We start from the raw sequence: 21161 nt of genomic DNA on the forward strand, positions 1-21161 counted from the left end.
CCCCCCCCCCCCCCCCCCCCCCCCCCCCCCCCCCCCCCCCCCCCCCCCCCCCCCCCCCCCCCCCCCCCCCCCCCCCCCCCCCCCCCCCCCCCCCGGACGGGACGGGTAGGGGCGGCGGGGGCGAGAACTAGGCGCGGGGCGCGCAGCCCAGGACGTGGGCCTTGACGATCTCGGCGATACGAGGATCGCGGCGCCGGAAAGCCGCGACCAACTCCTCGTGCTCCTCGGCGTACGACTGCTGCACCGTCCCCAGCCACCGGATCGACAGGGCCGTGAAGACCTCGATCCCCAGCCCCTCCCACGTGTGCAGCAGCACCGAGTTGCCCGCCGCCCGCACCAGCTCCCGGTGGAACGCCACCGTGTGCCGCACCTGAGCCGTCCCGTCGGCGTTGCGGTCGGCCTCGTACAACGCGCCGACGTGCGGTTCGAGCGCCGAGCAGTCCAGCGCCAGCCGGTCCGCCGCCAGCTCCGCCGCGATCGCCTCCAGACCGGCCCGCACCGGGTAGCTCTCCTCCAGGTCGGCCGCCGTCAGGTTCCGCACCCGGACGCCCTTGTTCGGCGCCGACTCGATCAGCCGCAGCGACTCCAGCTCGCGCAGCGCCTCCCGCACCGGCGTCTGGCTGACCTCCAGCTCGGTGGCGATCCGCCGCTCCACGATCCGCTCGCCCGGCTGCCAGCGACCGCTGATGATCCCCTCCAGGATGTGCTCGCGGATCTGCTCGCGCAGCGAGTGGACGACGGGGGCGGTCATGAGAGCTCCTTCGCGGGGGGCCGCGGGAGGCCCCTGGGGCGTTGACGCTTAGACAATACGGCCGTGAGCCCTCGGCGGAAGGGCGCATACGGGGGCTTTCACGCAGGTGAGACGAGGCTTACACGCCGTGTCCGCCCGCGGACGGCGGCGCTCCTGGTCTCGGCGGGCCCCCGGAGACGACGGCGCCCCCGCCCGGAGAACCGGACGGGGGCGCCGCAGGACCACGTGATCAGAGGCCGAGCTCGACCTCGAACTCGCCCGCCTCCAGGATCGCCTTGACCGCGGTCAGGTAACGCGCGGCGTCGGCGCCGTCCACCAGACGGTGGTCGTAGGACAGGGTCAGGTACGTCATGTCGCGGACGCCGATGACCGAGCCCTCCTCCGTCTCGATGACGGCCGGACGCTTGACCGTGGCACCGATGCCGAGGATCGCGACCTGGCCCGGCGGCACGATGATCGTGTCGAACAGCGCGCCGCGCGACCCGGTGTTGGAGATGGTGAAGGTCGCGCCGGACAGCTCGTCCGGGGTGATCTTGTTGCCCCGGACCTTGCCCGCCAGCTCCGCCGTGGCCTTGGCGATGCCGGCCAGGTTGAGGTCGCCGGCGTTCTTGATGACCGGGGTCATCAGGCCCTTCTCGGAGTCCACCGCGATACCGATGTTCTCGGTGTCGAAGTAGGTGATGGTGCCCTCGGACTCGTTGATCTTGGCGTTGATGGCCGGGTGGGCCTTCAGCGCCTGGGCCGCCGCCTTGACGAAGAACGGCATCGGGGAGAGCTTGACGCCCTCACGGGCCGCGAACGCGTCCTTGGCGCGGGCGCGCAGCTTCATCAGGCGGGTGACGTCGACCTCGACGACCGAGGACAGCTGCGCCTGCTCGTGCAGCGCCTTGACCATGTTGTCGCCGATGACCTTGCGGATCCGCGGCATCTTCACGGTCTGGCCGCGCAGCGGGGAGGCCTCGAGGACCGGCGCCTTCTTGCCGGCCGGCGCGGCCGGCGCGGCGGCAGCGGCCGGAGCCGGGGCGGCGGCGGCGGCCTTCGCGGCCTCGGCGGCGGCGAGGACGTCCTGTTTGCGGATGCGGCCGCCGACGCCGGTGCCCTTGACGGAGGACAGGTCGACGCCGTTCTCGGCGGCGAGCTTGCGCACCAGCGGGGTGACGTAGGCGCCCTCGTCGGTCGCCTTGGCGGCGGCCGGGGCGGCGGGCGCCTGGGCCGGAGCCGGGGCGGGCGCGGGAGCCGGGGCCGGGGCGGCGGGGGCCGGCTCGGGAGCCGGGGTCTCCTGCTGCTGCGGGGCCGGAGCCGTCGGGGCCTGCGGGGCCGGGGCGGCCGGCGCCGGGGCCTGGGCGGGCTCGGGCTGCGCGGGGGCGGCCGGGGTCTCCTGCGCGGGGGCGGCAGCCGGGGTGGCGCCCGCCTCGCCGATGACGGCGAGCTTGGCGCCGACCTCGGCGGTCTCGTCCTCGCCGACCACGATCTCCAGCAGGGTGCCGGAGGCGGGGGCCGGGATCTCGGTGTCGACCTTGTCGGTGGAGACCTCGAGCAGCGGCTCGTCGGCCTCGACGGTGTCACCGACCGACTTCAGCCAGCGGGTGACGGTGCCCTCGGTGACGGACTCGCCGAGCGCGGGCAGGACCACGTCCGTGCCCTCGGCGGAGCCGCCGCCGGCGGACGCCTCGGCGGACGGCGCCGGGGCCGGCGCGGCCTGCTCGGTGGAGGGGGCGGCCGGGGCGGGCTCGGGGGCCGGCTCGGCGACCTGCTCGGCCTGCGGGGCCTGCTCGGCGGCCGGGGCCTCGGCCGGGGCGCCGGAGCCGTCGTCGATCAGCGCCAGCTCGGCACCGACCTCGACCGTCTCGTCCTCGGCGACCTTGATGGAGGACAGCACGCCGGAGGCGGGGGCCGGGATCTCGGTGTCGACCTTGTCGGTGGACACCTCGAGCAGCGGCTCGTCGGCCTCGACGCGCTCGCCCTCGGCCTTCAGCCAGCGGGTGACAGTGCCCTCGGTGACGCTCTCGCCGAGCGCCGGAAGGGTTACGGAAACCGCCATGGTTTCGGTTGCTCCTAACGAATTACGGAAGTCTGTGTCGTCGCGCCCGATGACTGAAGGCGTCAGTCGTGGGAGTGCAGAGGCTTGCCCGCGAGGGCCAGGTGGGCCTCGCCGAGCGCCTCGTTCTGCGTCGGGTGGGCGTGGACGAGCTGGGCCACCTCGGCCGGCAGCGCCTCCCAGTTGTAGATCAGCTGGGCCTCGCCGACCTGCTCGCCCATGCGGTCGCCGACCATGTGGACGCCGACCACGGCACCGTCCTTGACCTGGACGAGCTTGATCTCGCCCGCGGTCTTCAGGATCTTGCTCTTGCCGTTGCCCGCCAGGTTGTACTTCAGAGCGACGACCTTGTCCGCACCGTAGATCTCCTTGGCCTTGGCCTCGGTGATGCCGACGGAGGCGACCTCCGGGTGGCAGTACGTCACCCGCGGCACGCCGTCGTAGTCGATCGGGACGGTCTTCAGACCGGCCAGACGCTCCGCCACCAGGATGCCCTCGGCGAAGCCGACGTGCGCGAGCTGGAGCGTGGGCACCAGGTCGCCGACCGCGGAGATCGTCGGGACGTTGGTGCGCATGTACTCGTCGACCAGGACGTAGCCGCGGTCCATGGCGACCCCGGCCTCCTCGTAGCCCAGGCCCTGCGAGACCGGGCCGCGGCCGACGGCCACCAGCAGCACCTCGGCCTCGAACTCCTTGCCGTCGGCGAGGGTGACCTTGACGCCGTCCTGGGTGTACTCGGCCTTCTCGAAGAAGGTGCCCAGGTTGAACTTGATGCCGCGCTTGCGGAAGGCCCGCTCCAGCAGCTTGGAGCTGTTCTCGTCCTCGACCGGGACGAGGTGCTTCATGCCCTCGATGACCGTGACGTCGGTGCCGAAGGACTTCCAGGCGGAGGCGAACTCGACGCCGATGACACCGCCGCCGAGGACGATCGCGGACTTCGGCACGCGGTCCAGGACGAGGGCGTGGTCGGAGGAGATGATGCGGTCGCCGTCGATCTCCAGGCCGGGCAGCGACTTCGGCACGGAACCGGTCGCCAGCAGGATGTGGCGGCCCTCGACGCGCTTGCCGTTCACGTCGACGGAGGTCGGGGAGGACAGCCGGCCCTCACCCTCGATGTACGTCACCTTGCGGGAGGCGACCAGACCCTGCAGGCCCTTGTAGAGCCCCGTGATCACGTCGTCCTTGTACTTGTGCACGGCGGCCACGTCGATGCCCTCGAAGGTGGCCTTCACACCGAACTGCTCGCTCTCGCGGGCCTGGTCGGCGATCTCACCCGCGTGCAGCAGGGCCTTGGTGGGGATGCAGCCCCGGTGCAGGCAGGTGCCGCCGACCTTGTCCTTCTCGATCAGGGCGACGTCCAGGCCCAGCTGCGCCCCGCGCAGGGCCGCGGCGTAACCGCCGCTGCCACCGCCGAGGATCACTAGGTCGAAAACGGTGCTGGCGTCGTTCGCCACGTCACGTCCTCCATGCATGTGCGCCGTGCGCCGGTCGTCGGTGACCGACAGGCGGCTGGTGTCCGGCCGCTCGTTCTTCGGCCCTTAGGTGGGGGCCCTGTCCTGCCGGGCTCCATCTTTGCACTTGTCCGCTCCGTACGAGACGCCGGGCCGGTGTGTGAGACGTCCCACGTTCCCGAGCCAGGGGCGGCGGGGGAGCGCCGGAAAGGGGCGCGGGGCGGTGTTGATCTGCGGCTCCGCCGCGCGGGCGCGACCAGCCACGACCGGCCCGCAGTCGCCCGACGACCCGCGCCCCCGAGCTACTGGGCGGACGTCACCCAAGATCCCCAGAAGCCGTCAGCTCGGCCAGCCGCACCAGCGTCCGCACCGCGGTCCCGGTACCGCCCTTCGGCGTGTACCCGAACGGCCCGCCCTCGTTGAAGGCCGGCCCGGCGATGTCCAGGTGCGCCCAGGTGATGCCCTCGCCCACGAACTCCCGCAGGAAGAGACCGGCGACCAGGCCGCCGCCCATCCGCTCACCCATGTTCGCGATGTCGGCGGTGGCCGAGTCCATGCCCTTGCGCAGGTGCTCCGGCAGCGGCATCGGCCACGCCGGCTCACCGACCTCCTCCGCCGCCTCGTACACCGCGGAGCGGAACGCGTCGTCGTTGGCCATGATCCCGAACGTCCGGTTCCCCAGCGCCAGCATCATCGCGCCGGTCAGCGTCGCCACGTCCACGATCGCGTCCGGCTTCTCCTGCGAGGCCGCCCACAGCGCGTCGGCGAGCACCAGCCGGCCCTCGGCGTCGGTGTTGAGCACCTCCACCGTCTTGCCGCTGTACATGCGCAGCACGTCACCGGGGCGGGTCGCGGAGCCCGACGGCATGTTCTCGGCCAGCGCCAGCCAGCCGGTGACGTTCACCTCCAGGCCCAGCCGCGCGGCGGCGACCACCGCGGCGAAGACGGCCGCGGCACCGCTCATGTCGCACTTCATCGTCTCGTTGTGACCGGCCGGCTTCAGCGAGATGCCGCCCGAGTCGTAGGTGATGCCCTTGCCGACGAAGGCGAGCGACTTCTTCGCCTTGGAGGAGGTGTACGACAGCTTCACCAGCCGCGGCCCCGACGCCGAACCGGCGCCGACGCCGAGGATGCCGCCGTAGCCGCCCTTGACGAGGGCCTTCTCGTCGAGCACCTGCACCTTGATGCCGTTCTCCTTGGCCGCGGTCTGCGCGATCGCGGCGAACGCCTCGGGGTTGAGGTCGTTCGGCGGCATGTTGATCAGGTCGCGGGCGCGGTTCAGCTCCTCGGCGACCGCGGCGGCACGCTCGACGGCCGCCTTGTACGCCTTGTCGCGGGGCTTGCCGCCGATCAGCACGGCCTCGGCCAGCGGCGCCTTGCCGTTCTTGGCCTTCGCGCCGCCCTGCCCCTGCCGGCCGCTCTCCTTGTACGCGTCGAAGGAGTACGCGCCGAGCAGCACGCCCTCGCCGACCGCGCCCGCGTCGGCGGCGTCGGCCAGCGGCAGCGCGAAGGCGGCCTTCTTGGACCCGGCCAGGGCGCGGGCGGCGACACCGGCGGCCCTGCGCAGCGCCTCGCCGTCGTACCCGGCGTCCTTCTCCGGCTCCGCGCCCAGGCCCACCGCCACCACGAGCGGCGCCTTGAACCCGGCCGGCGCGGGCAGCTTCGTCAGCTCACCCTCGCCACCGGTGGCGCCGAGGGTCTCCAGCACCCCGGCGAGCTTGCCGTCGTACGCCTGGTCCACGGCCTCGGCGCCGGGGGCGACGAGCGGCCCGTCGTCGCCCTTGGCGACACCGATCACGATCGCGTCGGCCCGCAGGCCGGCCGCCGCGGCGGCGGAGAGAGTGAGAGCAGTCACGGTGGTGAATTCTCGCTTCCGTATGAAGTCTGTGTCGGCCGATTGCGGGTGGGTCGACCGGGCCCGACAGCCGACCCTAGATCCCTCGTTCCCCGTGGTCCCTACCAGGGCGGGAGGAACGCCCGCCACGAGCCTACGCGCGCCCCCGTGTTCGCTCATTCTCCCGAGCGTTCACCTCTGGGTGGCGTCGTGGCCGCTTCCCGATCCTCGCACCCGGTGGGCTGGGTCACACTCGTCGGGTTCCGGTGGGCGTCTTGCCCACCGCTTTGCATGATGTCCGCGGATCCTCCCCGAATCGACCTCCGGGAGGGTCCCGCTGGGGGGAGGAACCACCATGGCGCGACGCCGTGCCCGCGGTACGCACCGCCTGAGAGAGTCCGCGGCCGTCCTGGCCGCGGCCGGACTGCTGGTCCTGGGGCCGGGGGCGCCCGGGGCGCCGGCCGCCGAGACACCGCGCGTCGACCTGAGGGTCCTGGTCGTGGACGACGGCGGCGGTCCGGTGCGGGCCATCGCCGACCGGTTGGAGAGCACCGGCATCCCGTACACCACCGTCGACCTGGCCGACCCGGACCGCCCGAGGATCACCGGGACGTTCCTGAGCGACACCGTCTCCGGCCGGCCCCGGGCCAAGTACCAGGGCGTCGTCCTGCCCAACGAGGCCCCGTTCGGCGCGGGCTCCGCCGAGCAGAGCGCGCTGGAGAGCTACGAGCGGACCTACGGCATCCCGCAGGTCGACGCCTACACCTGGGCGCACCCGGGAGTCGGCCTCGACCACACCGGCGACGGCGGCTGGGCCGGCACCCTCGACGGCAGCGACGCCGCCGTCACGGACGCCGGGAAGGCGGGGCCGTTCGGCTACCTCGACGGCGCGTTCTCCTTCGAGGACAACTCGCCCGAGGTACAGGAGAGTTACGGCTACGTGGCCCGGCCCCGGGAGGGCTTCACCAGCTATGTCGACACCGCGGTGCCCGGCGGCTCCGGGCGCGGCAGCCTGATCGGCGAGTACGCCCGCGACGGCCGCCGCGAGCTGGTGGTGACGTTCGCCTACCACCGGCACCAGCGGCAGTTCCAGGTGCTGGCCCGCGGCATCGTGGCGTGGCTGACCGAGGGCGTGCACCTGGGACGGGACCGCAACTACTTCGCCGTGCACGTCGACGACGTCCTCGCCCCCGACAGCCGCTGGGACACCGTACGCAACTGCACGCCCGGCGACCTCGACTGCGCCGGCGGCGACGGCGAGAGCACCACGCCCATCCGGATGACCGCGGCCGACGCCGCCCGCACCGCGCAGTGGCAGCGCGAGCGCGGCTTCACGCTCGACATGGTCTACAACGCCGGTTCGGGCGAGGAGTGGAAGGCCGAGCACGGCGGCACGGACCCGCTGGCCGACCGGCTGCTCGCCGACAGGAACGAGTACCGCTGGATCAACCACACCTACACCCACCCCTACCTGGGCTGCGTGCAGGACACCTCCACCGTGCCGTGGACCTGCGCGGAGAACGCCGACGGCAGCACCCGGTGGATGAGCCGCGCCGAGATCTCCGCGCAGATCCGCGACAACCACGCCTGGGCCGTCGCCAAGGGCCTGCCCGTGGACCGCACCGAACTGGTCACCGGCGAGCACTCCGGTCTGAGGACGCTGCCCCAGCAGCCCGAGGACAACCCGAACCTGGCCGGCGCCCTCGCCGACAACGGGGTGCGCTGGATCGCCTCGGACAACTCCCGCGAGTCCGCGCAGCGCGCGGTGGGCACCGCCCGCACCGTCCCCCGGCACCCGATGAACGTGTACTACAACGTCGGCACCGCCGAGGAGATGACCGACGAGTACAACTGGATCTACACCTCCCGCGCCGACGGCGGCAGCGGGATCTGCGAGAGCGACCCGGCCTCCACCTGCCTGGACGAGCCGCTCGACCCGGCCACCGGCTTCGCCTCCCACATCGTCCCGCAGGAGGCCCGCATCGCGCTGGGCCACGTCGTCTCCAACGACCCGCGCCCGCACTACGTCCACCAGTCCAACCTCGCCGAGGACCGCCTGCTCTACCCGGTCCTGGACCGCGTACTGGGGGACTACGCGGCCCTGTTCGCCGACGACACGCCGCTGGAGAACCTCGCCCAGAGGGATCTCGGCACCGAACTCCAGCGCCGCGCGGCCTGGCGGACGGCCGTCGACGCGAACCGGGTCACGGCGTACCGCATCGGCGACACGGTCACCGTCACCGCGCCCTCGGGGACGCACATCCCGGTGACGGCCCCCGAGGGCACCCGGAAACAGCACCTCCTCGGCACCACGGCCTTCGGCACGCCGTACGCGGGCGGTCGCTCGGCCTGGACCACCCCGGAGCCACTGCAGCGGTCGGTGACGCTGAAACTCCGGTAGGAGCAACGCCGCTCAGGGGCGCGGGGCTGTATCGATCTGCGGCTCCGCCGCGTGGGCGCGACCAGCCCGCCACGACCCGCAGTCGGGGTCCGGGCCGCAGCCCCGTACACGAACCGCACAAACAGGGGGGAGCCGCGCAGCGATGCGTACCGGCCGCCACGTCACCATGCTCACCGAAGGCACCTACCCGCACGTCCACGGCGGGGTCAGCACCTGGTGCGACCAGCTCGTCAGAGGCATGCCGGAGGTCGACTTCCACATCGTCTCGCTCACCGGCAGCGGCCGCGAACCCGTCACCTGGGAGCTGCCGCCCAACGTCTACCGGCACACCCGCGTGCCCACCTGGGGCCCGCGCCCCGGCCGGGCCCGGCCCCCGTACGGCCGCGCCCGGCGCCGCTTCACCGACGCCTACGAACGCCTCCTGCTGTCGTTCCTGGACCCCCGCTCCTGCTGCGACTTCGGCGACGCCCTGGACGAGCTGGCCGAACTCGCCCGCGCCGGACGGCTCACGGCGGCGATGCGCACCGAGTCGGCGCTGCGCTCACTGATGTGGACATGGACGATGCCGCACCTGCCGACGGCCGCGGCCCGCCCCACCGTGCACGACGCGCTGACCGCGACCGACCTGCTCGAACACGCCCTGCGTCCGCTCGGCACCCGCCTCCCCGAGGACTGTGTCGCGCACGCCGTCAGCAGCGGCCTGGCCACGCTGCCCGCGCTCGCCGCCCGCCGGCTGGACGGCGTGCCGTTCCTGCTCACCGAACACGGCATCTACCTGCGCGAGCGCTACCTCGGGTACCGCGGCGGCGCGCAGCGGTGGCCCGTCAAGGCCTTCATGCTCGGCTTCTACCGGGAGCTGAACTCGCTCGGGTACCGCAGCGCCGATCTCATCACGCCGTGCAACCAGTACAACCGCCGCTGGGAGGAGCGCGGCGGCGCCGACGCCGGCCGGATCCGCACCGTCTACAACGGCGTCGACCCGGCCGCCTTCCCCCACGCGGGACCCGAGCCCGAGGTGCCCACCCTGAGCTGGTGCGGGCGGATCGACCCGATCAAGGACCTGGAGACCCTGATCCGCGCCTACGCCGAGGTCCGCGCCGAGATACCCGAGACCCGCCTGCGGCTCTTCGGCCCGGTGCCGCCGGGCGGCGAGGCCTACCGCACCCGGCTGGAGAAGCTCGCCGCCGAACTCGGCGTCACCGACGGCCTCACCTTCGAGGGCCGCGTCACCGAGGTGTGGCGGGCCTATGCCGCCGGGCACGTGGTCATGCTGTCGTCGATCTCCGAGGGCTTCCCGTTCTCCCTCATCGAGGCCATGTCCTGCGGCCGTACGACGGTCTCGACGGACGTCGGCGGCGTCCGCGAGGCCGTCGGGGACACCGGGCTCGTCGTCCCGCCGCGCGAGCCGGAGAAGATGGCCGCCGCCGCGCTCACCCTGCTCCGTGACGGGGAACGGCGGCGCAGGCTGGGGGAGTCGTCCCGGCAGCGGGTCATCGACCGGTTCACCCTGCGCCGCTCGGTCGACGCCTTCCGCACCGTCTACCAGGAGCTGGCCGGTCTGCCCGAGGTGTACGAACCCACGGTGGAGACCGTCGCCGACTGGACCCTGGAGCTGCGCGACCCCTGGTACGCGTCCACCGCGATATGGGGGTCCCCCCGGACGGAGTCCGGGGAAGGGACCGGCTGGTGAGCGGCGGCGTCCGGCTGCCGCCGGGCTCCCGTCCGCAGCACCTGCGCGCGCTGCCCCGCCAGCGCACCCCCGGCTGGGCGCTGCCCGACCCCGTGGACGAACTCGCCGCCCACCTGGAGGACTTCGTCGCCGCCGCCGTCCACCCCGACGAGATCGCCGCGCTGCTGGAGTCCGACGGCCTGTCGGACGACCGGATACGCGAGCGGTACGGGGTGAAGGACTCCTTCGCGCTCGCCGAAGCCCTCTACGAACGCGTCGAACGCCGCTACCCGGAGCCCGACGGCCCCCTCCACGACCCCTGGCGGACCGGTCTCCTCGGCTGTCTGCTGCGCGGCGTCGTCTTCGCCCTCCCCGGCCTGGCCTACGTCCTCGGGGCGCCCCTGCTCGGCACCGGCGCCGCCGGCCCCGGCCTCCCGGCGGGCACCGTGCCGGTGCTGGCCGGCGCCCTGTGCGGCTGGACCTGGAACCAGGGCCTGGCCCACCGGGCGTACTCCTGGCTCGGACTCGGGGACCGCTCCGCCGCCCGCCGCGCCCTGCTGCTCGGCGCTCCCGCCGGCGCGCTGCTCGGCTCGCTCGTCGCCCTGGCGTTCGCGGGACCGGCCGGCACCGGCGCGGCCGTCTTCGCCGCCGGGCAGTCCTGCTACCTGGGCGCGGCGACCGTCCTGCTGGTGACGGGCCGGGAGCGGGCCCTGCTCGCCGCGCTGCTGCCGATCGCCGCCGGCGCCGCCGCACTGCCGCTGACCCCGGTACCGGAGCCGGCGCGTCTGCTCCTGCTGCTCGGGTCGCTCACCGTGGTGGCCGCCCTCGCCCTGCGGGAGGTGGCGCCCGCCGCCAAGGACCTCGGCGACGGTTCGTGGACGGCCGGGCTCACCGCCCTGCTGCCCTTCGGCGCCCTCGGCGTCCCGCCCCGGGGGCACCGCGGCAGCCCGCCCTGGCTCACCGGCTCCCTGCCCTGTGCCCTGTTCGGGCTGGGCACCGGCGTCCTGGTGCTGTACGCGGCGCTCGGCGACGTCCTGGCCGGCCGGGAGCACGGTGCCGTCGCCGCGCCGGCGGCCGTGGCGCTCACCCTGAGCATGGGACCGGCCGAGTGGCTGCTGTACCGCCTGCGCAGCGGCAGCCTCGCCGGACTGCGCTCGACGAGCACCCCGTCCGCCTTCCGCCGGGCCACCGCCCGCACCGTCCTGGTCTGCCTGTCCGGGTACCTCGCCGCCCTGCTGGTCCTCGCCCTGGCCGTCTCCGCCCTCTGGCCGCACGGCCCCGGCCTCGACGCCGCCCGCCTGGCCGGGCTGCTCCTGCTCGGCGTGGTGCTGTGGACCGGCCTGCTGCTCCAGTCGTTCGGCGCGGTACCGGGTGCGGCGGCGGTGTGCTGCGCGGCGGCCCTCGCCCAGACGCTGGCGCTGCTCACCGGCGCGGGCGGCCGGCCCGGCGTCGCCCTGGCGGTGTACGGCACGGCCGCCGTCGCGCAGGCCGCGCTGGCCTGCGCCCTGCTGGGAAGGGTGACCGCCCACCGATGAGCGCGCTGCTGGTCCCGTACTACGAGCATCCGGCCGTCCGCCCCGCCGAGTGGGAGGCGGTCGTCGCCGCCGCGCCCCAGCTGTACGGCGTCGTCCTCAACCCGGCCGGCGGCCCCGGCGACCGCCGTGACCCCGCCTTCGCCGGCGTCGCCGCGCGGCTGCGGGAGGCGGGGGCGCGGCTCCTCGGCTACGCCGACACCGACTACGGCCGCCGGCCGCACGGCGAGGTGGCCGGCGACCTCGTCCGGTACCGCGACTGGTACGGCACGGACGGCGCGTTCCTCGACCAGGCCGCCGCCGGGCCCGCGCGGTTCACCCACTACCAGAGGCTCGCCGTGGCGGCCCGGGGCCTGGGCTGCGGCACCCTCGTCCTCAACCACGGCACCCCGCCGCACCCGTCGTACGCGCGGATCGCCGACGTCCTCGTCACCTTCGAGGGCCCCTGGACGGCGTACCGCGACCTGCCCGCGCGGCCGTGGCCCGGCGGCTCCGGCGTGCGCCTGTGCCACCTGGTGTACGGGGTGCCGGCCGGCGCCGACCCGGAGGGCCTGGCCCGGTCCCGGGGGGCCTCGGTGCACTGCGCGGTGCCCGGCACGGGAGATCATCCGTGGGGTACGTTGCCGCACACCCTGGAGCCCGTCCCGTGAAACGCCCGGCCCTGCTGATCGCCCTCCTGCTGCTGGTCCTCGCGGGCTGCACCGCGTCCCCCGACGACCCGGGCGGCGAGCCGGGCCACGGCGCCGGCGAGCGCTGGCGGCCACGGCCCGGCACCGCCTGGCAGTGGCAGCTCAGCGGGAGGCTCGACACCTCCGTGGACGTGCCGGTCTACGACATCGACGGCTTCGACCACTCCGCCGGGACGGTCGCCGGCCTGCACGCCGACGGCCGCAAGGTCGTCTGCTACCTGTCCACCGGCGCCTGGGAGGAGTTCCGCCCGGACGCCGGTGCGTTCCCCGAGTCCGTGCTGGGCCGCGGCAACGGCTGGGACGGCGAGCGCTGGCTGGACATCCGCCGCGTCGACGTCCTGGAGCCGCTGATGGCCGAGCGTGTCGACATGTGCCGGGAGAAGGGCTTCGACGCCGTCGAGCCGGACAACATGGACGGCTACCGCAACGACACCGGCTTCCCGCTGACCGCCGCCGACCAGCTCCGCTACAACCGGCTGATCGCGCGGCTGGCCCACGACCGGGGCCTGGCCGTGGGCCTGAAGAACGACCTGGACCAGATCCCGCAGCTGGTGGACGACTTCGACTTCGCGGTCAACGAGCAGTGCGCCCAGTACGACGAGTGCACGGCCCTGAAGCCGTTCGTCGACGCCGGCAAGGCGGTCTTCCACGTCGAGTACGAACTGCCGGCCGACCGCTTCTGCCCGCAGTCCCGGAAGCTGCGCCTCAGCTCGATGCTGAAGAAGTACGACCTGGGGGCGTGGCGCCGGGCCTGCTGAGCGCGGGTGCCCGCTGAGCGCGGGGTGCGCCGGGCGCGAGCGTCCGCTCAGCCCAGGACCAGGACCACCAGGGCCGTCGTGGCCGCCGTCTCCGCGAGGCCGCCGAAGACGTCGCCGGTGACCCCGCCGAAACGGCGGACGCAGTGCCGCAGCAGGAGTTCGGCGGCGGCCAGGGCGACGACCACCGCGAGGGCCGCCCGCAGCCCGGCGTACGGCCCGAGGGCCGCGCCCGCCGCGGCGGCGCCCAGCGTCACGGCGGCGGCCACCCCCAGCGCCCCGCCCGCCGGCACCACCCCGGCGACCGCCGCGCCCAGCCCCTCCGGGCGCGCGGCAGGCACCCCGGCGCGGGCCGCCAGGGTCAGCGCGAGCCGGGCGGCGGCCGCCGAGACGACGGCCGCCAGCGCCCCGTGCGCCCAGGAGGCCCCGTAGGCCTGGGTGAGCGCGGCGACCTGGCCCAGCAGGACCAGCACGAGCGTGAGCACGCCGAACGGGCCGATGTCCGACTGCTTCATGATCCGCAGCGCGTCCTCGGCGGGCCTGCCGCTGCCCAGCCCGTCCGCGGTGTCGGCCAGCCCGTCCAGGTGCAGCCCCCGGGTCAGCACCGCCGGTACGGCCGCCGTGCCGACGGCGGCGAGCAGCGGCCCGGCGCCGAGGGTGAGCAGCAGGAGCCCGACGGCCGCGGCGGCCACGCCGACCACCAGGCCGGCCAGCGGCGCGCACAGCATGCCGCCGCGCGCGGCCGGGCGGTCCCAGCGGGTCACCCGGACGGGGAGCACGGTGAGCGTGCCGAAGGCGAAGCGGAGGCCGTCGGACGAGGGGTTCCTGAGCACCGGCGCAGACTACCCGGCGGCCGGCCGGGCGCTCGGCGGAGCCGGGGATAAAGTGCGCATATGGGAGATTGGTGGCACAGGAATCTCATCGAACCCGGCAAACTGCCGCTGCTCCTCGCGCTTTCCGCCTTCGTGCTGACCTTCCTGGTCACCCGCGTCATCACCCGTCTCATCCGCGCGGGCAAGGGGCCCTTCGGCAACGTCAAGGCCGGCGGGCTGCACATCCACCACGTGGTGCCCGGCGTCGTCCTCACCGTCGTCGGCGGCTTCGTCGCGGTCGCGGCCGGGCGGCACGGCTTCGGCTCGGCGGTCGGCGCGGTCGTCTTCGGTGTCGGGGTGGGGCTGGTGCTGGACGAGTTCGCGCTGATCCTGCACCTGGACGACGTGTACTGGTCTCAGGCGGGGCGGCGCAGCGTGGAGGTGGTGGTGCTCACCGCGGCCCTGGTCGGCCTGATGCTGGTCGGCTTCTCGCCGTTCGGCGTCGACGGCCTGGACGAGGACGAGTTGCAGAACCGCGCCACCGTCATCCGCACGGTCGCGACCAACTTCCTCTTCTCGCTGATCGCCCTCAGCAAGGGCAAGGTGCGGCTCGCGGTCTTCGGCGCGGTGATCCCGGTCGTCGCCCTGGTCGGCGCGGTCCGGCTGGCCCGGCCCGGCTCGCCCTGGGCCCGCCGCTTCTACGGGCGCCGGCCGCGCGCCCGCGCCAGGGCCGCCCTGCGCGCCTATCGCCACGACCGCCGCTGGTCCGGGCCCGGCCGCGCGGTCCAGGACTGGATCGGCGGCCGGCCGGACCCCGACCCGACCCGCTCCCTCGAACGCTGACGCAGCGCCGCGCACGGCACCAGGTCGGCGTGGCGGCCTCGGCCGCGGGCAGTGGTGCCTCCCCGGTGCCTGAACGGCCTGGGAGGTGCCCCCAGGGCGGCACGGGTGGGCGCTGGGGGTACCCCCTCTGGGGGAGGCACCCCGCCGCGCCGGGCCGCCTCCAGCGCCCCGAACGTCAGCGGCGGCGCCGGTCAGCTGTGCATCGCCGGAGGCACCGCGCTGCGTCGTGGCGGCGGCCATGACACCGGGTGCCAGGGAAGGCGCCGGCGGCGTCCCGCCGGCCGGCTACTCCGGTTCGGCGGCGCCCAGCGGAGCCACGGGCTCGCCCGCCTCCGCCGGCTCCTCGTCCTCCGACGGCTCCGCCGCCTCCCGCTCCGGCAACTCCGCCGCCAACGCGGCCGCCGCCTGCACCAGGGGCAACGCCAGCAGCCCGCCCGCCCCCTCCCCGACCTTCACGCCGTGGGACAGCAGCGGCTCCAGGGCCATCCGGTCCAACGCCTTCGCCTGCCCGGGCTCCCCACTGTCGTGCGCGGCCAGCCACCAGTCCGGCGCCCGGAACGCGATCCGCTGCCCGACCAGCGCGCACGCGGCCGTCACCACCCCGTCCAGGATCACCGGCATCTTCCGCACCGCCGCCTGCACCAGGAACCCCGTCATCGCGGCCAGGTCGGCCCCGCCCACCGTCGCCAGCAGCCGGAGCTGGTCCCCGAGCACCGGCCGCGCCCGCCGCAGCGCGTCCCGGATCGCCCCGCACTTGCGCATCCACGCCAGGTCGTCGATGGCCAGCCCGCCCCGCCCGGTGACCACGGAGGCGTCGGTCCCGCACAGCGCCGCGATGAGCACGCCCGCCGCCGTCGTACCGCCCACGCTCACATCACCGAGCACCACCAGATCCGTACCGGAGTCGGCCTCCTCGTCGGCCACCGCTACCCCGGCGCGGAACGCGGCCTCGGCCTCCTCCAGGGTCAGCGCGTCCTCGACGTCGATCCGCCCGCCGCCGCGCCGCACCCGGTGCCGTACGACCTCGGCGGGCAGCGACTCCGGGTCGCAGTCCAGGGCCATGTCCACCACCCGCACCGGCACGCCCAGGCGCCGCGCGAGCACGGACACCGGCCGGGCGCCCTCCAGCACCTCGCGCACCAGATCGGCGGCCCCGCCCGCCGGCCGTGCCGACACGCCCAGCTCGGCCACCTTGTGGTCGCCGGCGAAGAGCACCACCCGGGGCCGTTCCACGGCCCGTACCGGTACGGCCGCCTGCGCCGCCGACAGCCACTCACCCAGGTCGTCGAGCCGGCCCAGCGATCCGGGCGGCACGACCTGGCGCTCCCGGCGCGCCTCCGCGTCGCGGCGCACCCCGCCGTCGGGGCGCTCGATCAGGTCGGTGAAGTCGTCGAGATTCAGCGAGCTCATTCGCCGAACAGTACCGGCCCCGCTCGAACGTCAGGGCGCCACATCGCGACCCCGCCGGGGCGGCGTCGTTGCACCCAAGATCTGTATCCCATACGTTCCGTTTTGCAGTGGATTGTCGGCGGACGCCGGCGAAGCCCACGTCGCCACACCCGGCACGCCGAGCGCGGCCGTACGTCCCCTGCGCCCCGCCCGTCTCGCCCGGGAGCCCGCATGGCCGCACCGTCCCTGCCGTCCGCCCGCCCCGTCCCGCCCGTCCCCCTCCACGAGCCCCGCCGCGAGGACTGCCCCTGGTGCGGTTCGCGGCGCCTGCTCACCCGGCGCCGCGGCGGCGACCCGCGCAGGCCCGTGCCTGGCGGGCGCTCCGCCCTCGAACAGTGCCGGGACTGCCGCCACACCTTCCACAACCCCCCTCTCGCCCCGGGCCGGGAACGGCCCGCCGGCCCGGCCGTCCGGGCCGGCGTCCGCCTCCGGCACCTGCTCGCCGCCCGCGCCCTGCTGCGCCGCTGCCCCGAGCCGGAGAGCTGGCTGGACGTGGGGACGGGGGACGCCGACTTCCCGGTCACCGCCCGCGCCCTCTTCCCGTACACGTCCTTCGACGGCCTCGACCCGACCCACCGCGTCCTGCGGGCCCGCACCGCCGAGCGCGTCGAGGAGGCGTACGTCGGCCGGCTGACGGACCCCCACATCGCGGCCCGGCTGCGCGACCGCTACGACGTGGTCAGTCTCTTCCACCACCTGGAGAGCACCCCCGATCCCCGGGCCGTCCTGCGCGCCGCCCTGCACGTCCTGCGCCCCGGCGGCCACCTGCTCGTCGACGTCACCGACCCGCGCGGCCTGTCCCCGCACCCCCGCGCGCCCCGCCCGTCGGCCCACCTGCGCGCCGAGCTGACCGCCCTGGGCTGCACGGTCCTCACCCCCGCCCGCTCACCCCGCGTCATCGCCCGCAAGGACCCGCAGGGCCGGCAGGACCCGGACGCGCAGGCCCCGCAGGACGCGCAGGACGCACGGGACCCGCAAGCCCCGCAGGAAGCTCAGTACCCCACGGCCGCCCCACCCGCCCCGGGGTCCTCCCAGCGGCCCACGCCGACCGGGCCCGGGGCACCGCCCCCGCCCCCGGCCCACCAGGTGCTCCCGCCGCCCCCGCCGCTGCCGCCTCGGGCCGTGCCGGCCCCGCCGCCTCCGGCCGTGCCGCCCCCACCCCCCGGGCCGCCCGCGCCGAGGGAGGCCTCGACCGGCGAGCACGAGGGCCCCTCAGCCCCGTAGCACCAGCGCCTGCCCGGCCACCACCAGCAGCACCTGCTCGCACTCCGCGGCGAACGCCGCGTTGAGCCGGCCCAGTTCGTCCCGGTACCGCCGGCCCGACGCGGTGGCCGGCACGATCCCCGATCCCACCTCGTTGGACACGGCGACCACCGTCCGGCGGGTGGCCCGCACCGCGTCCGTCAGCTCCCGCATCCGGCCGCGCAGCGCCCGTTCCCCGCCGTCCGCCCACTCCGCGTCGTCCCACGCCCCGACGGCGTCCATCGCGTCCGTCAGCCACAGCGACAGACAGTCGACCAGCAGCGGTGGACCGTCGTCCTTCAGCAGCGGCACCAGGTCGCAGGTCTCCACCGTCCGCCACGACCCCGGCCGCCGCTCGCGGTGGGCGCACACCCGCGCCGCCCACTCACCGTCCCCGCCGCGCGTGCCGCCCGTGGCGACGTACAGCACGTCGGGGAAGGCCTCCAGGCGCCGCTCCGCCTCCACCGACTTGCCCGACCGGGCACCGCCCAGCACCAGCGTCCGGCGCGGCACGTCCGGCACGAACTCGTACACCCCGACGCTCAGCGTCGACCCGTCCGGCACCGCCCGCGCCCCGGCCGTCGCCAGCCGCCGGTGCAGCTCCGGGCCGGGCGGCACCTCGTGCCCGAGGTGGACGGCGATCACGTCCGTGGTGGGCCCCACCGCACCCACCGCCCGCAGCTTCGCCAGCGCGTCCGGCCGGCCCACCACGTCCGCGAGGACCATGTCGTAGGACTCGGCGGGCTCCTCCAGCCCGGCCGGCGCGGCGCCCGGCGGCAGATACAGCAGGCGCTGCCCGTCCGGACCGGTCACCGCGTAGCCCGTGCCGGGGGCGTCCGTCGCCACCGCCCTTACCCGGTGCCCCGTCAGCAGGGCCAGCTCCCGGCCGTCGGGCACCCGCCCCGGCTGCGGCAGCCCGGCCGGCACCTCCACGGGGGGACCGTCGTGCGGGTGCGACAGCAGCACCTGCGCGACACCGCCGAGGGAATGACCGGCCCGCGCGGCGGCGAACGCCGCACCCGGCGTCAGGTCGAGCAGCAGGGCCCCGTCCACGAGCAGCGCGGTCGCCGCGCGCGCGTTCTCGCCGAGCGCGACGGCGCAGGCCGCGCAGGGACACTCGGGGCGGGGCAGGCCCGCGGGGGCACCGGTGCCGAGCAGAGTCACGTCCACGCCCCGATTTTCCCCGGTCACCCGACGACCTGCGCGCCCGAGGCCCCACTCGGGCCCCGCCCGGCGGGCCGTGCCCCCGCCCTTGTCCGGTGGCACGCTGGGGCGCACGCGGCGCAGCGCATAGGCTGCGGGCGGGAACCGGACCAAGATCCGGCTCCCGCTCTGCATGTGCTCACATCTGGGAGGCGTACATGGCGGCATGGACGTGGCGGTTCGAGACGGCCGACGGGACGGAGGTCCGGCCCGCGGTGGAGCCGGAGGAGTTCACCACGCAGGGAGACGCCGAATCCTGGATCGGGGAGCACTGGAAGGAGCTCCAGGAGGGCGGTGCGGACCAGGTGCGGCTGTTCGAGGACGCCACGGAGATCTACGGGCCGATGAGCCTGCACGCCGAGCAGGCCTGACCCGCCGGGCCCGAGCAGGCCTGACCCGCCGGGCCCGAGCAGGCCTGACCGCAGGGCCGGAGCAGGCCTGGCCGGCCGGGCCTGCCCGGCCCGGTCGGCGGAGGAGCGGGGGCGGTCCCGGCCGGGGCCGCCCCCGCCTCACTGCTCGCCCAGCGTCACGTCGACCGTCCGTTCGTCGCCGTCCCGCCGGAACGTCACCGTCGTGCGGTCGCCCGGCGCCAGCGGCGCCAGCGCCTCGGCGAGCGAGGTGATGGTGGTGATCTCCGTGTCGCCCAGACCGGTGATGACGTCCCCCGGCCGGATGCCCGCCTCGTCGGCGGCGCCGCCGTTCTCCACCTCGACGACGGCCACCCCGCCGGCCCGGTGGTCGGCGTCGACGACCGTCCGGCCGACGATGCCGAGGGCGGCCCGGCCGGAGTCGGTGACCCGGCCGTGCTCGATGATCTGGTCGGCGACCGTCCGCACCATCGTCGCCGGGATGGCGAACCCGATGCCGGGCGCCTGGCCCTCGCCGAGGCCGGGGTCGGTCGCGGCGAGCGTCGGAATGCCGATCACCCGCCCGTCCAGGTCCACCAGGGCGCCGCCGCTGTTGCCGGGGTTGATGGCCGCGGACGTCTGGACCATGTTGGCGAGGGTCGCGCCGGTCCCCCCGCCGCCCCGGTTCTCCGTGACGGTCCGTCCGGTTGCGGAGACGATGCCCTGCGTCACGCTCGACGCGAGCCCGAGCGGCGAGCCCATGGCGAGCACGATCTGCCCGACCCCGACCTCGGAGGAGTCCCCGAACCGGGCCGCCTTCACCCCCTCGGGCATCCGGTCCAGCCTGATGACGGCCAGGTCCTGCTCGGGGTACGACGAGACCAGTGTCGCGGCGATCGGTTCCCCGCTGTTGGCGGTGGTGACCCGGAACGACCTCTCGTCCCCGACGACGTGCGCGTTGGTCACGACGTGCCCCCGGTCGTCGTACACGACACCCGATCCCAGGTCCCGGCCGGACTGGATCTGCACCACCGACGGCAGCACGTCCGCGATGACCCGCTGGTAGCTCTCCTGGAGGTCGACGGCCGTCCGGGGCGCGGCGGCCCGCGCGGTCGCCGCCTCCCGCTCCCGCTCCCGCTCCGCGCGCGGCGCGGGGTCCGGGCCCGAACACCCGGCGGCGAACAGCAGCAGACACACGGGAGCGACGAGCCGGGCGGCACGGCGGGTGAGAACGTCCATGCCCGCAGTCTCGCCGCGGGCCGCCCACCCGACCCGCGGTGCACCCCCGAACGGGCGCGGCCCACCAGGCCACGGGCCGGTGCCCCGGCCCGCTCACCGCATCGGGAGCCCCCGGGTCAGCCCCGCACGCCGCACAGGTGCAGCAGTGCCGCCACCCCGCGGTAGGGGTCCGTCCGGCCGGCCCGTTCCTCGACCGTCAGCAGGGCCGGGAGGTCCTCCGGAGCCGGCGCGGGGGCCGAGGGGTCGGCGGTGTCGGTGAAGACCCCGACGCCGTACCAGCAGTGCAGCGGGGCGCCGATGCCGGCGAGCGTCGCCGTCAGGGCCGAGCGGCGGTACGCCCGCCCGCCGGGCGCCGGCCGCACCGGGGCGCCTTCGGTGCCGGCGGCGGCCCGCGCCCGGGGCAGGGACACGGCGGAGTCCAGGGCGGCCAGCGCGCCCGCCCAGTCGCCGCGCAGCCCCGGCCGCATCGCCAGGGCGTCGCCGTTGCGCACCAGCAGCGACAGCAGCCCGCCCGGCGCGAGCATCCGGGCCAGCCCGGCCAGCAGCGGGTCGGGCTCCTCGACGTGCATCAGCACCCCGTGGCACAGCACCACGTCGAAGCTGCCCGGCAGGAAGTGCACGCCCGTGTCCCGGCCGTCGCCCTGGATGATGCGCATCCGCTCACGGATGCCCTCGGGCTGGCCGGCCAGCGCGGTGCGGGCCGCGGCGATCAGCACCGGGTCCTGCTCCAGACCGGTCACCTGGTGCCCGGTCCGTGCGAGCCGCACCGCCTGCGCGCCGCGGCCCATGCCGACGTCGAGCACCCGCAGCCGCCGCCCGAGCGGGAACCGCCCGGCGAGCTGCTCGTCGAGCTGCCGGGCCACCAGCTCCTGGCGCAGCAGGTCGCACGGCCCGCTCGGCCGGGCC

General features: G+C 75.3%; 17 protein-coding genes. 8 read left to right on the forward strand and 9 right to left on the reverse strand.

Features of this window, described 5'->3' with window-relative positions; translation table 11 throughout:
• Positions 1-127: 127 nt before the first annotated feature.
• The 4 genes from ACZ45Q_RS09900 to ACZ45Q_RS09915 all read right to left on the reverse strand — a co-directional run bounded on the left by ACZ45Q_RS09900 (position 128) and on the right by ACZ45Q_RS09915 (position 6095).
• A complete protein-coding gene (locus ACZ45Q_RS09900; protein ID WP_468257574.1) occupies positions 128-751 on the reverse strand; it encodes a GntR family transcriptional regulator in 624 nt (207 codons plus the stop codon).
• Between the two features lie 229 nt (positions 752-980).
• A complete protein-coding gene (gene sucB, locus ACZ45Q_RS09905; RefSeq protein WP_468257577.1) occupies positions 981-2792 on the reverse strand; it encodes a 2-oxoglutarate dehydrogenase, E2 component, dihydrolipoamide succinyltransferase in 1812 nt (603 codons plus the stop codon).
• A gap of 62 nt (positions 2793-2854) precedes the next feature.
• Entirely contained in the window at positions 2855-4243 is a 1389-nt protein-coding gene (gene lpdA / locus ACZ45Q_RS09910) for a dihydrolipoyl dehydrogenase (protein WP_468257580.1), read from the reverse strand.
• Positions 4244-4556: 313 nt separating this feature from the next.
• Positions 4557-6095, reverse strand: a complete 1539-nt coding sequence (locus tag ACZ45Q_RS09915; RefSeq protein WP_468257583.1) for a leucyl aminopeptidase — start codon at positions 6093-6095, stop codon at positions 4557-4559.
• A gap of 334 nt (positions 6096-6429) precedes the next feature.
• On the opposite strand from ACZ45Q_RS09915, the gene ACZ45Q_RS09920 reads away from it, so the two are divergent.
• The 5 genes from ACZ45Q_RS09920 (at position 6430) to ACZ45Q_RS09940 (ending at position 13123) form a co-directional block, all read left to right on the forward strand.
• Positions 6430-8475 carry a hypothetical protein gene (locus tag ACZ45Q_RS09920; RefSeq protein WP_468257585.1) on the forward strand — a complete coding sequence of 682 codons (2046 nt, stop codon included), beginning with the start codon at positions 6430-6432 and terminating at the stop codon, positions 8473-8475.
• Between the two features lie 142 nt (positions 8476-8617).
• Complete coding sequence (gene pelF / locus ACZ45Q_RS09925) at positions 8618-10165, forward strand: GT4 family glycosyltransferase PelF (protein WP_468257588.1); 1548 nt, start codon at positions 8618-8620, stop codon at positions 10163-10165.
• The gene (locus ACZ45Q_RS09930) at positions 10162-11679 is read left to right on the forward strand and encodes a hypothetical protein (protein WP_468257590.1); all 1518 of its coding nucleotides are present in this window, start codon (positions 10162-10164) and stop codon (positions 11677-11679) included. The genes pelF and ACZ45Q_RS09930 overlap by 4 nt, the downstream gene beginning before the upstream one ends.
• A complete protein-coding gene (locus ACZ45Q_RS09935; protein WP_468257593.1) occupies positions 11676-12326 on the forward strand; it encodes a spherulation-specific family 4 protein in 651 nt (216 codons plus the stop codon). Before ACZ45Q_RS09930 ends, ACZ45Q_RS09935 begins: the two co-directional genes overlap by 4 nt.
• Complete coding sequence (locus tag ACZ45Q_RS09940) at positions 12323-13123, forward strand: endo alpha-1,4 polygalactosaminidase (RefSeq protein ID WP_468257596.1); 801 nt, start codon at positions 12323-12325, stop codon at positions 13121-13123. Before ACZ45Q_RS09935 ends, ACZ45Q_RS09940 begins: the two co-directional genes overlap by 4 nt.
• 47 nt (positions 13124-13170) lie before the next feature.
• Here the strand turns inward: ACZ45Q_RS09940 and ACZ45Q_RS09945 are convergent, their stop codons facing one another.
• The gene (locus tag ACZ45Q_RS09945) at positions 13171-13953 is read right to left on the reverse strand and encodes an adenosylcobinamide-GDP ribazoletransferase (protein ID WP_468257598.1); all 783 of its coding nucleotides are present in this window, start codon (positions 13951-13953) and stop codon (positions 13171-13173) included.
• Between the two features lie 60 nt (positions 13954-14013).
• On the opposite strand from ACZ45Q_RS09945, the gene ACZ45Q_RS09950 reads away from it, so the two are divergent.
• Positions 14014-14775 (forward strand): hypothetical protein, encoded by a 762-nt coding sequence (locus ACZ45Q_RS09950; protein WP_468257601.1) that lies wholly within the window; start codon positions 14014-14016, stop codon positions 14773-14775.
• Between the two features lie 285 nt (positions 14776-15060).
• Here the strand turns inward: ACZ45Q_RS09950 and cobT are convergent, their stop codons facing one another.
• On the reverse strand, positions 15061-16185 hold the full coding sequence (gene cobT / locus ACZ45Q_RS09955) for a nicotinate-nucleotide--dimethylbenzimidazole phosphoribosyltransferase (protein WP_468257604.1): 1125 nt from the start codon (positions 16183-16185) through the stop codon (positions 15061-15063).
• Between the two features lie 210 nt (positions 16186-16395).
• Here cobT and ACZ45Q_RS09960 point away from each other — a divergent pair, with 210 nt between their 5' ends.
• Positions 16396-17448, forward strand: a complete 1053-nt coding sequence (locus ACZ45Q_RS09960) for a class I SAM-dependent methyltransferase (RefSeq protein ID WP_468257606.1) — start codon at positions 16396-16398, stop codon at positions 17446-17448.
• Here the strand turns inward: ACZ45Q_RS09960 and ACZ45Q_RS09965 are convergent.
• Positions 17437-18636 (reverse strand): bifunctional adenosylcobinamide kinase/adenosylcobinamide-phosphate guanylyltransferase, encoded by a 1200-nt coding sequence (locus tag ACZ45Q_RS09965; RefSeq protein ID WP_468257608.1) that lies wholly within the window; start codon positions 18634-18636, stop codon positions 17437-17439. The two genes, ACZ45Q_RS09960 and ACZ45Q_RS09965, sit on opposite strands and share 12 nt — an antisense overlap.
• Before the next feature lie 191 nt (positions 18637-18827).
• On the opposite strand from ACZ45Q_RS09965, the gene ACZ45Q_RS09970 reads away from it, so the two are divergent.
• The gene (locus ACZ45Q_RS09970) at positions 18828-19040 is read left to right on the forward strand and encodes a hypothetical protein (RefSeq protein WP_468257611.1); all 213 of its coding nucleotides are present in this window, start codon (positions 18828-18830) and stop codon (positions 19038-19040) included.
• A gap of 138 nt (positions 19041-19178) precedes the next feature.
• Here ACZ45Q_RS09970 and ACZ45Q_RS09975 read toward each other — a convergent pair whose 3' ends face one another.
• Together ACZ45Q_RS09975 and ACZ45Q_RS09980 are read right to left on the reverse strand one after the other, a co-directional pair.
• Positions 19179-20255, reverse strand: a complete 1077-nt coding sequence (locus ACZ45Q_RS09975) for a S1C family serine protease (RefSeq protein WP_468257614.1) — start codon at positions 20253-20255, stop codon at positions 19179-19181.
• A gap of 116 nt (positions 20256-20371) precedes the next feature.
• Positions 20372-21118, reverse strand: coding sequence for a class I SAM-dependent methyltransferase (locus ACZ45Q_RS09980; RefSeq protein WP_468257616.1), 747 nt, complete (start codon positions 21116-21118; stop codon positions 20372-20374).
• Between the last annotated feature and the right edge of the window lie 43 nt (positions 21119-21161).

The sequence above is a fragment of the Streptomyces sp. NPDC031049 genome (genome assembly GCF_055571015.1).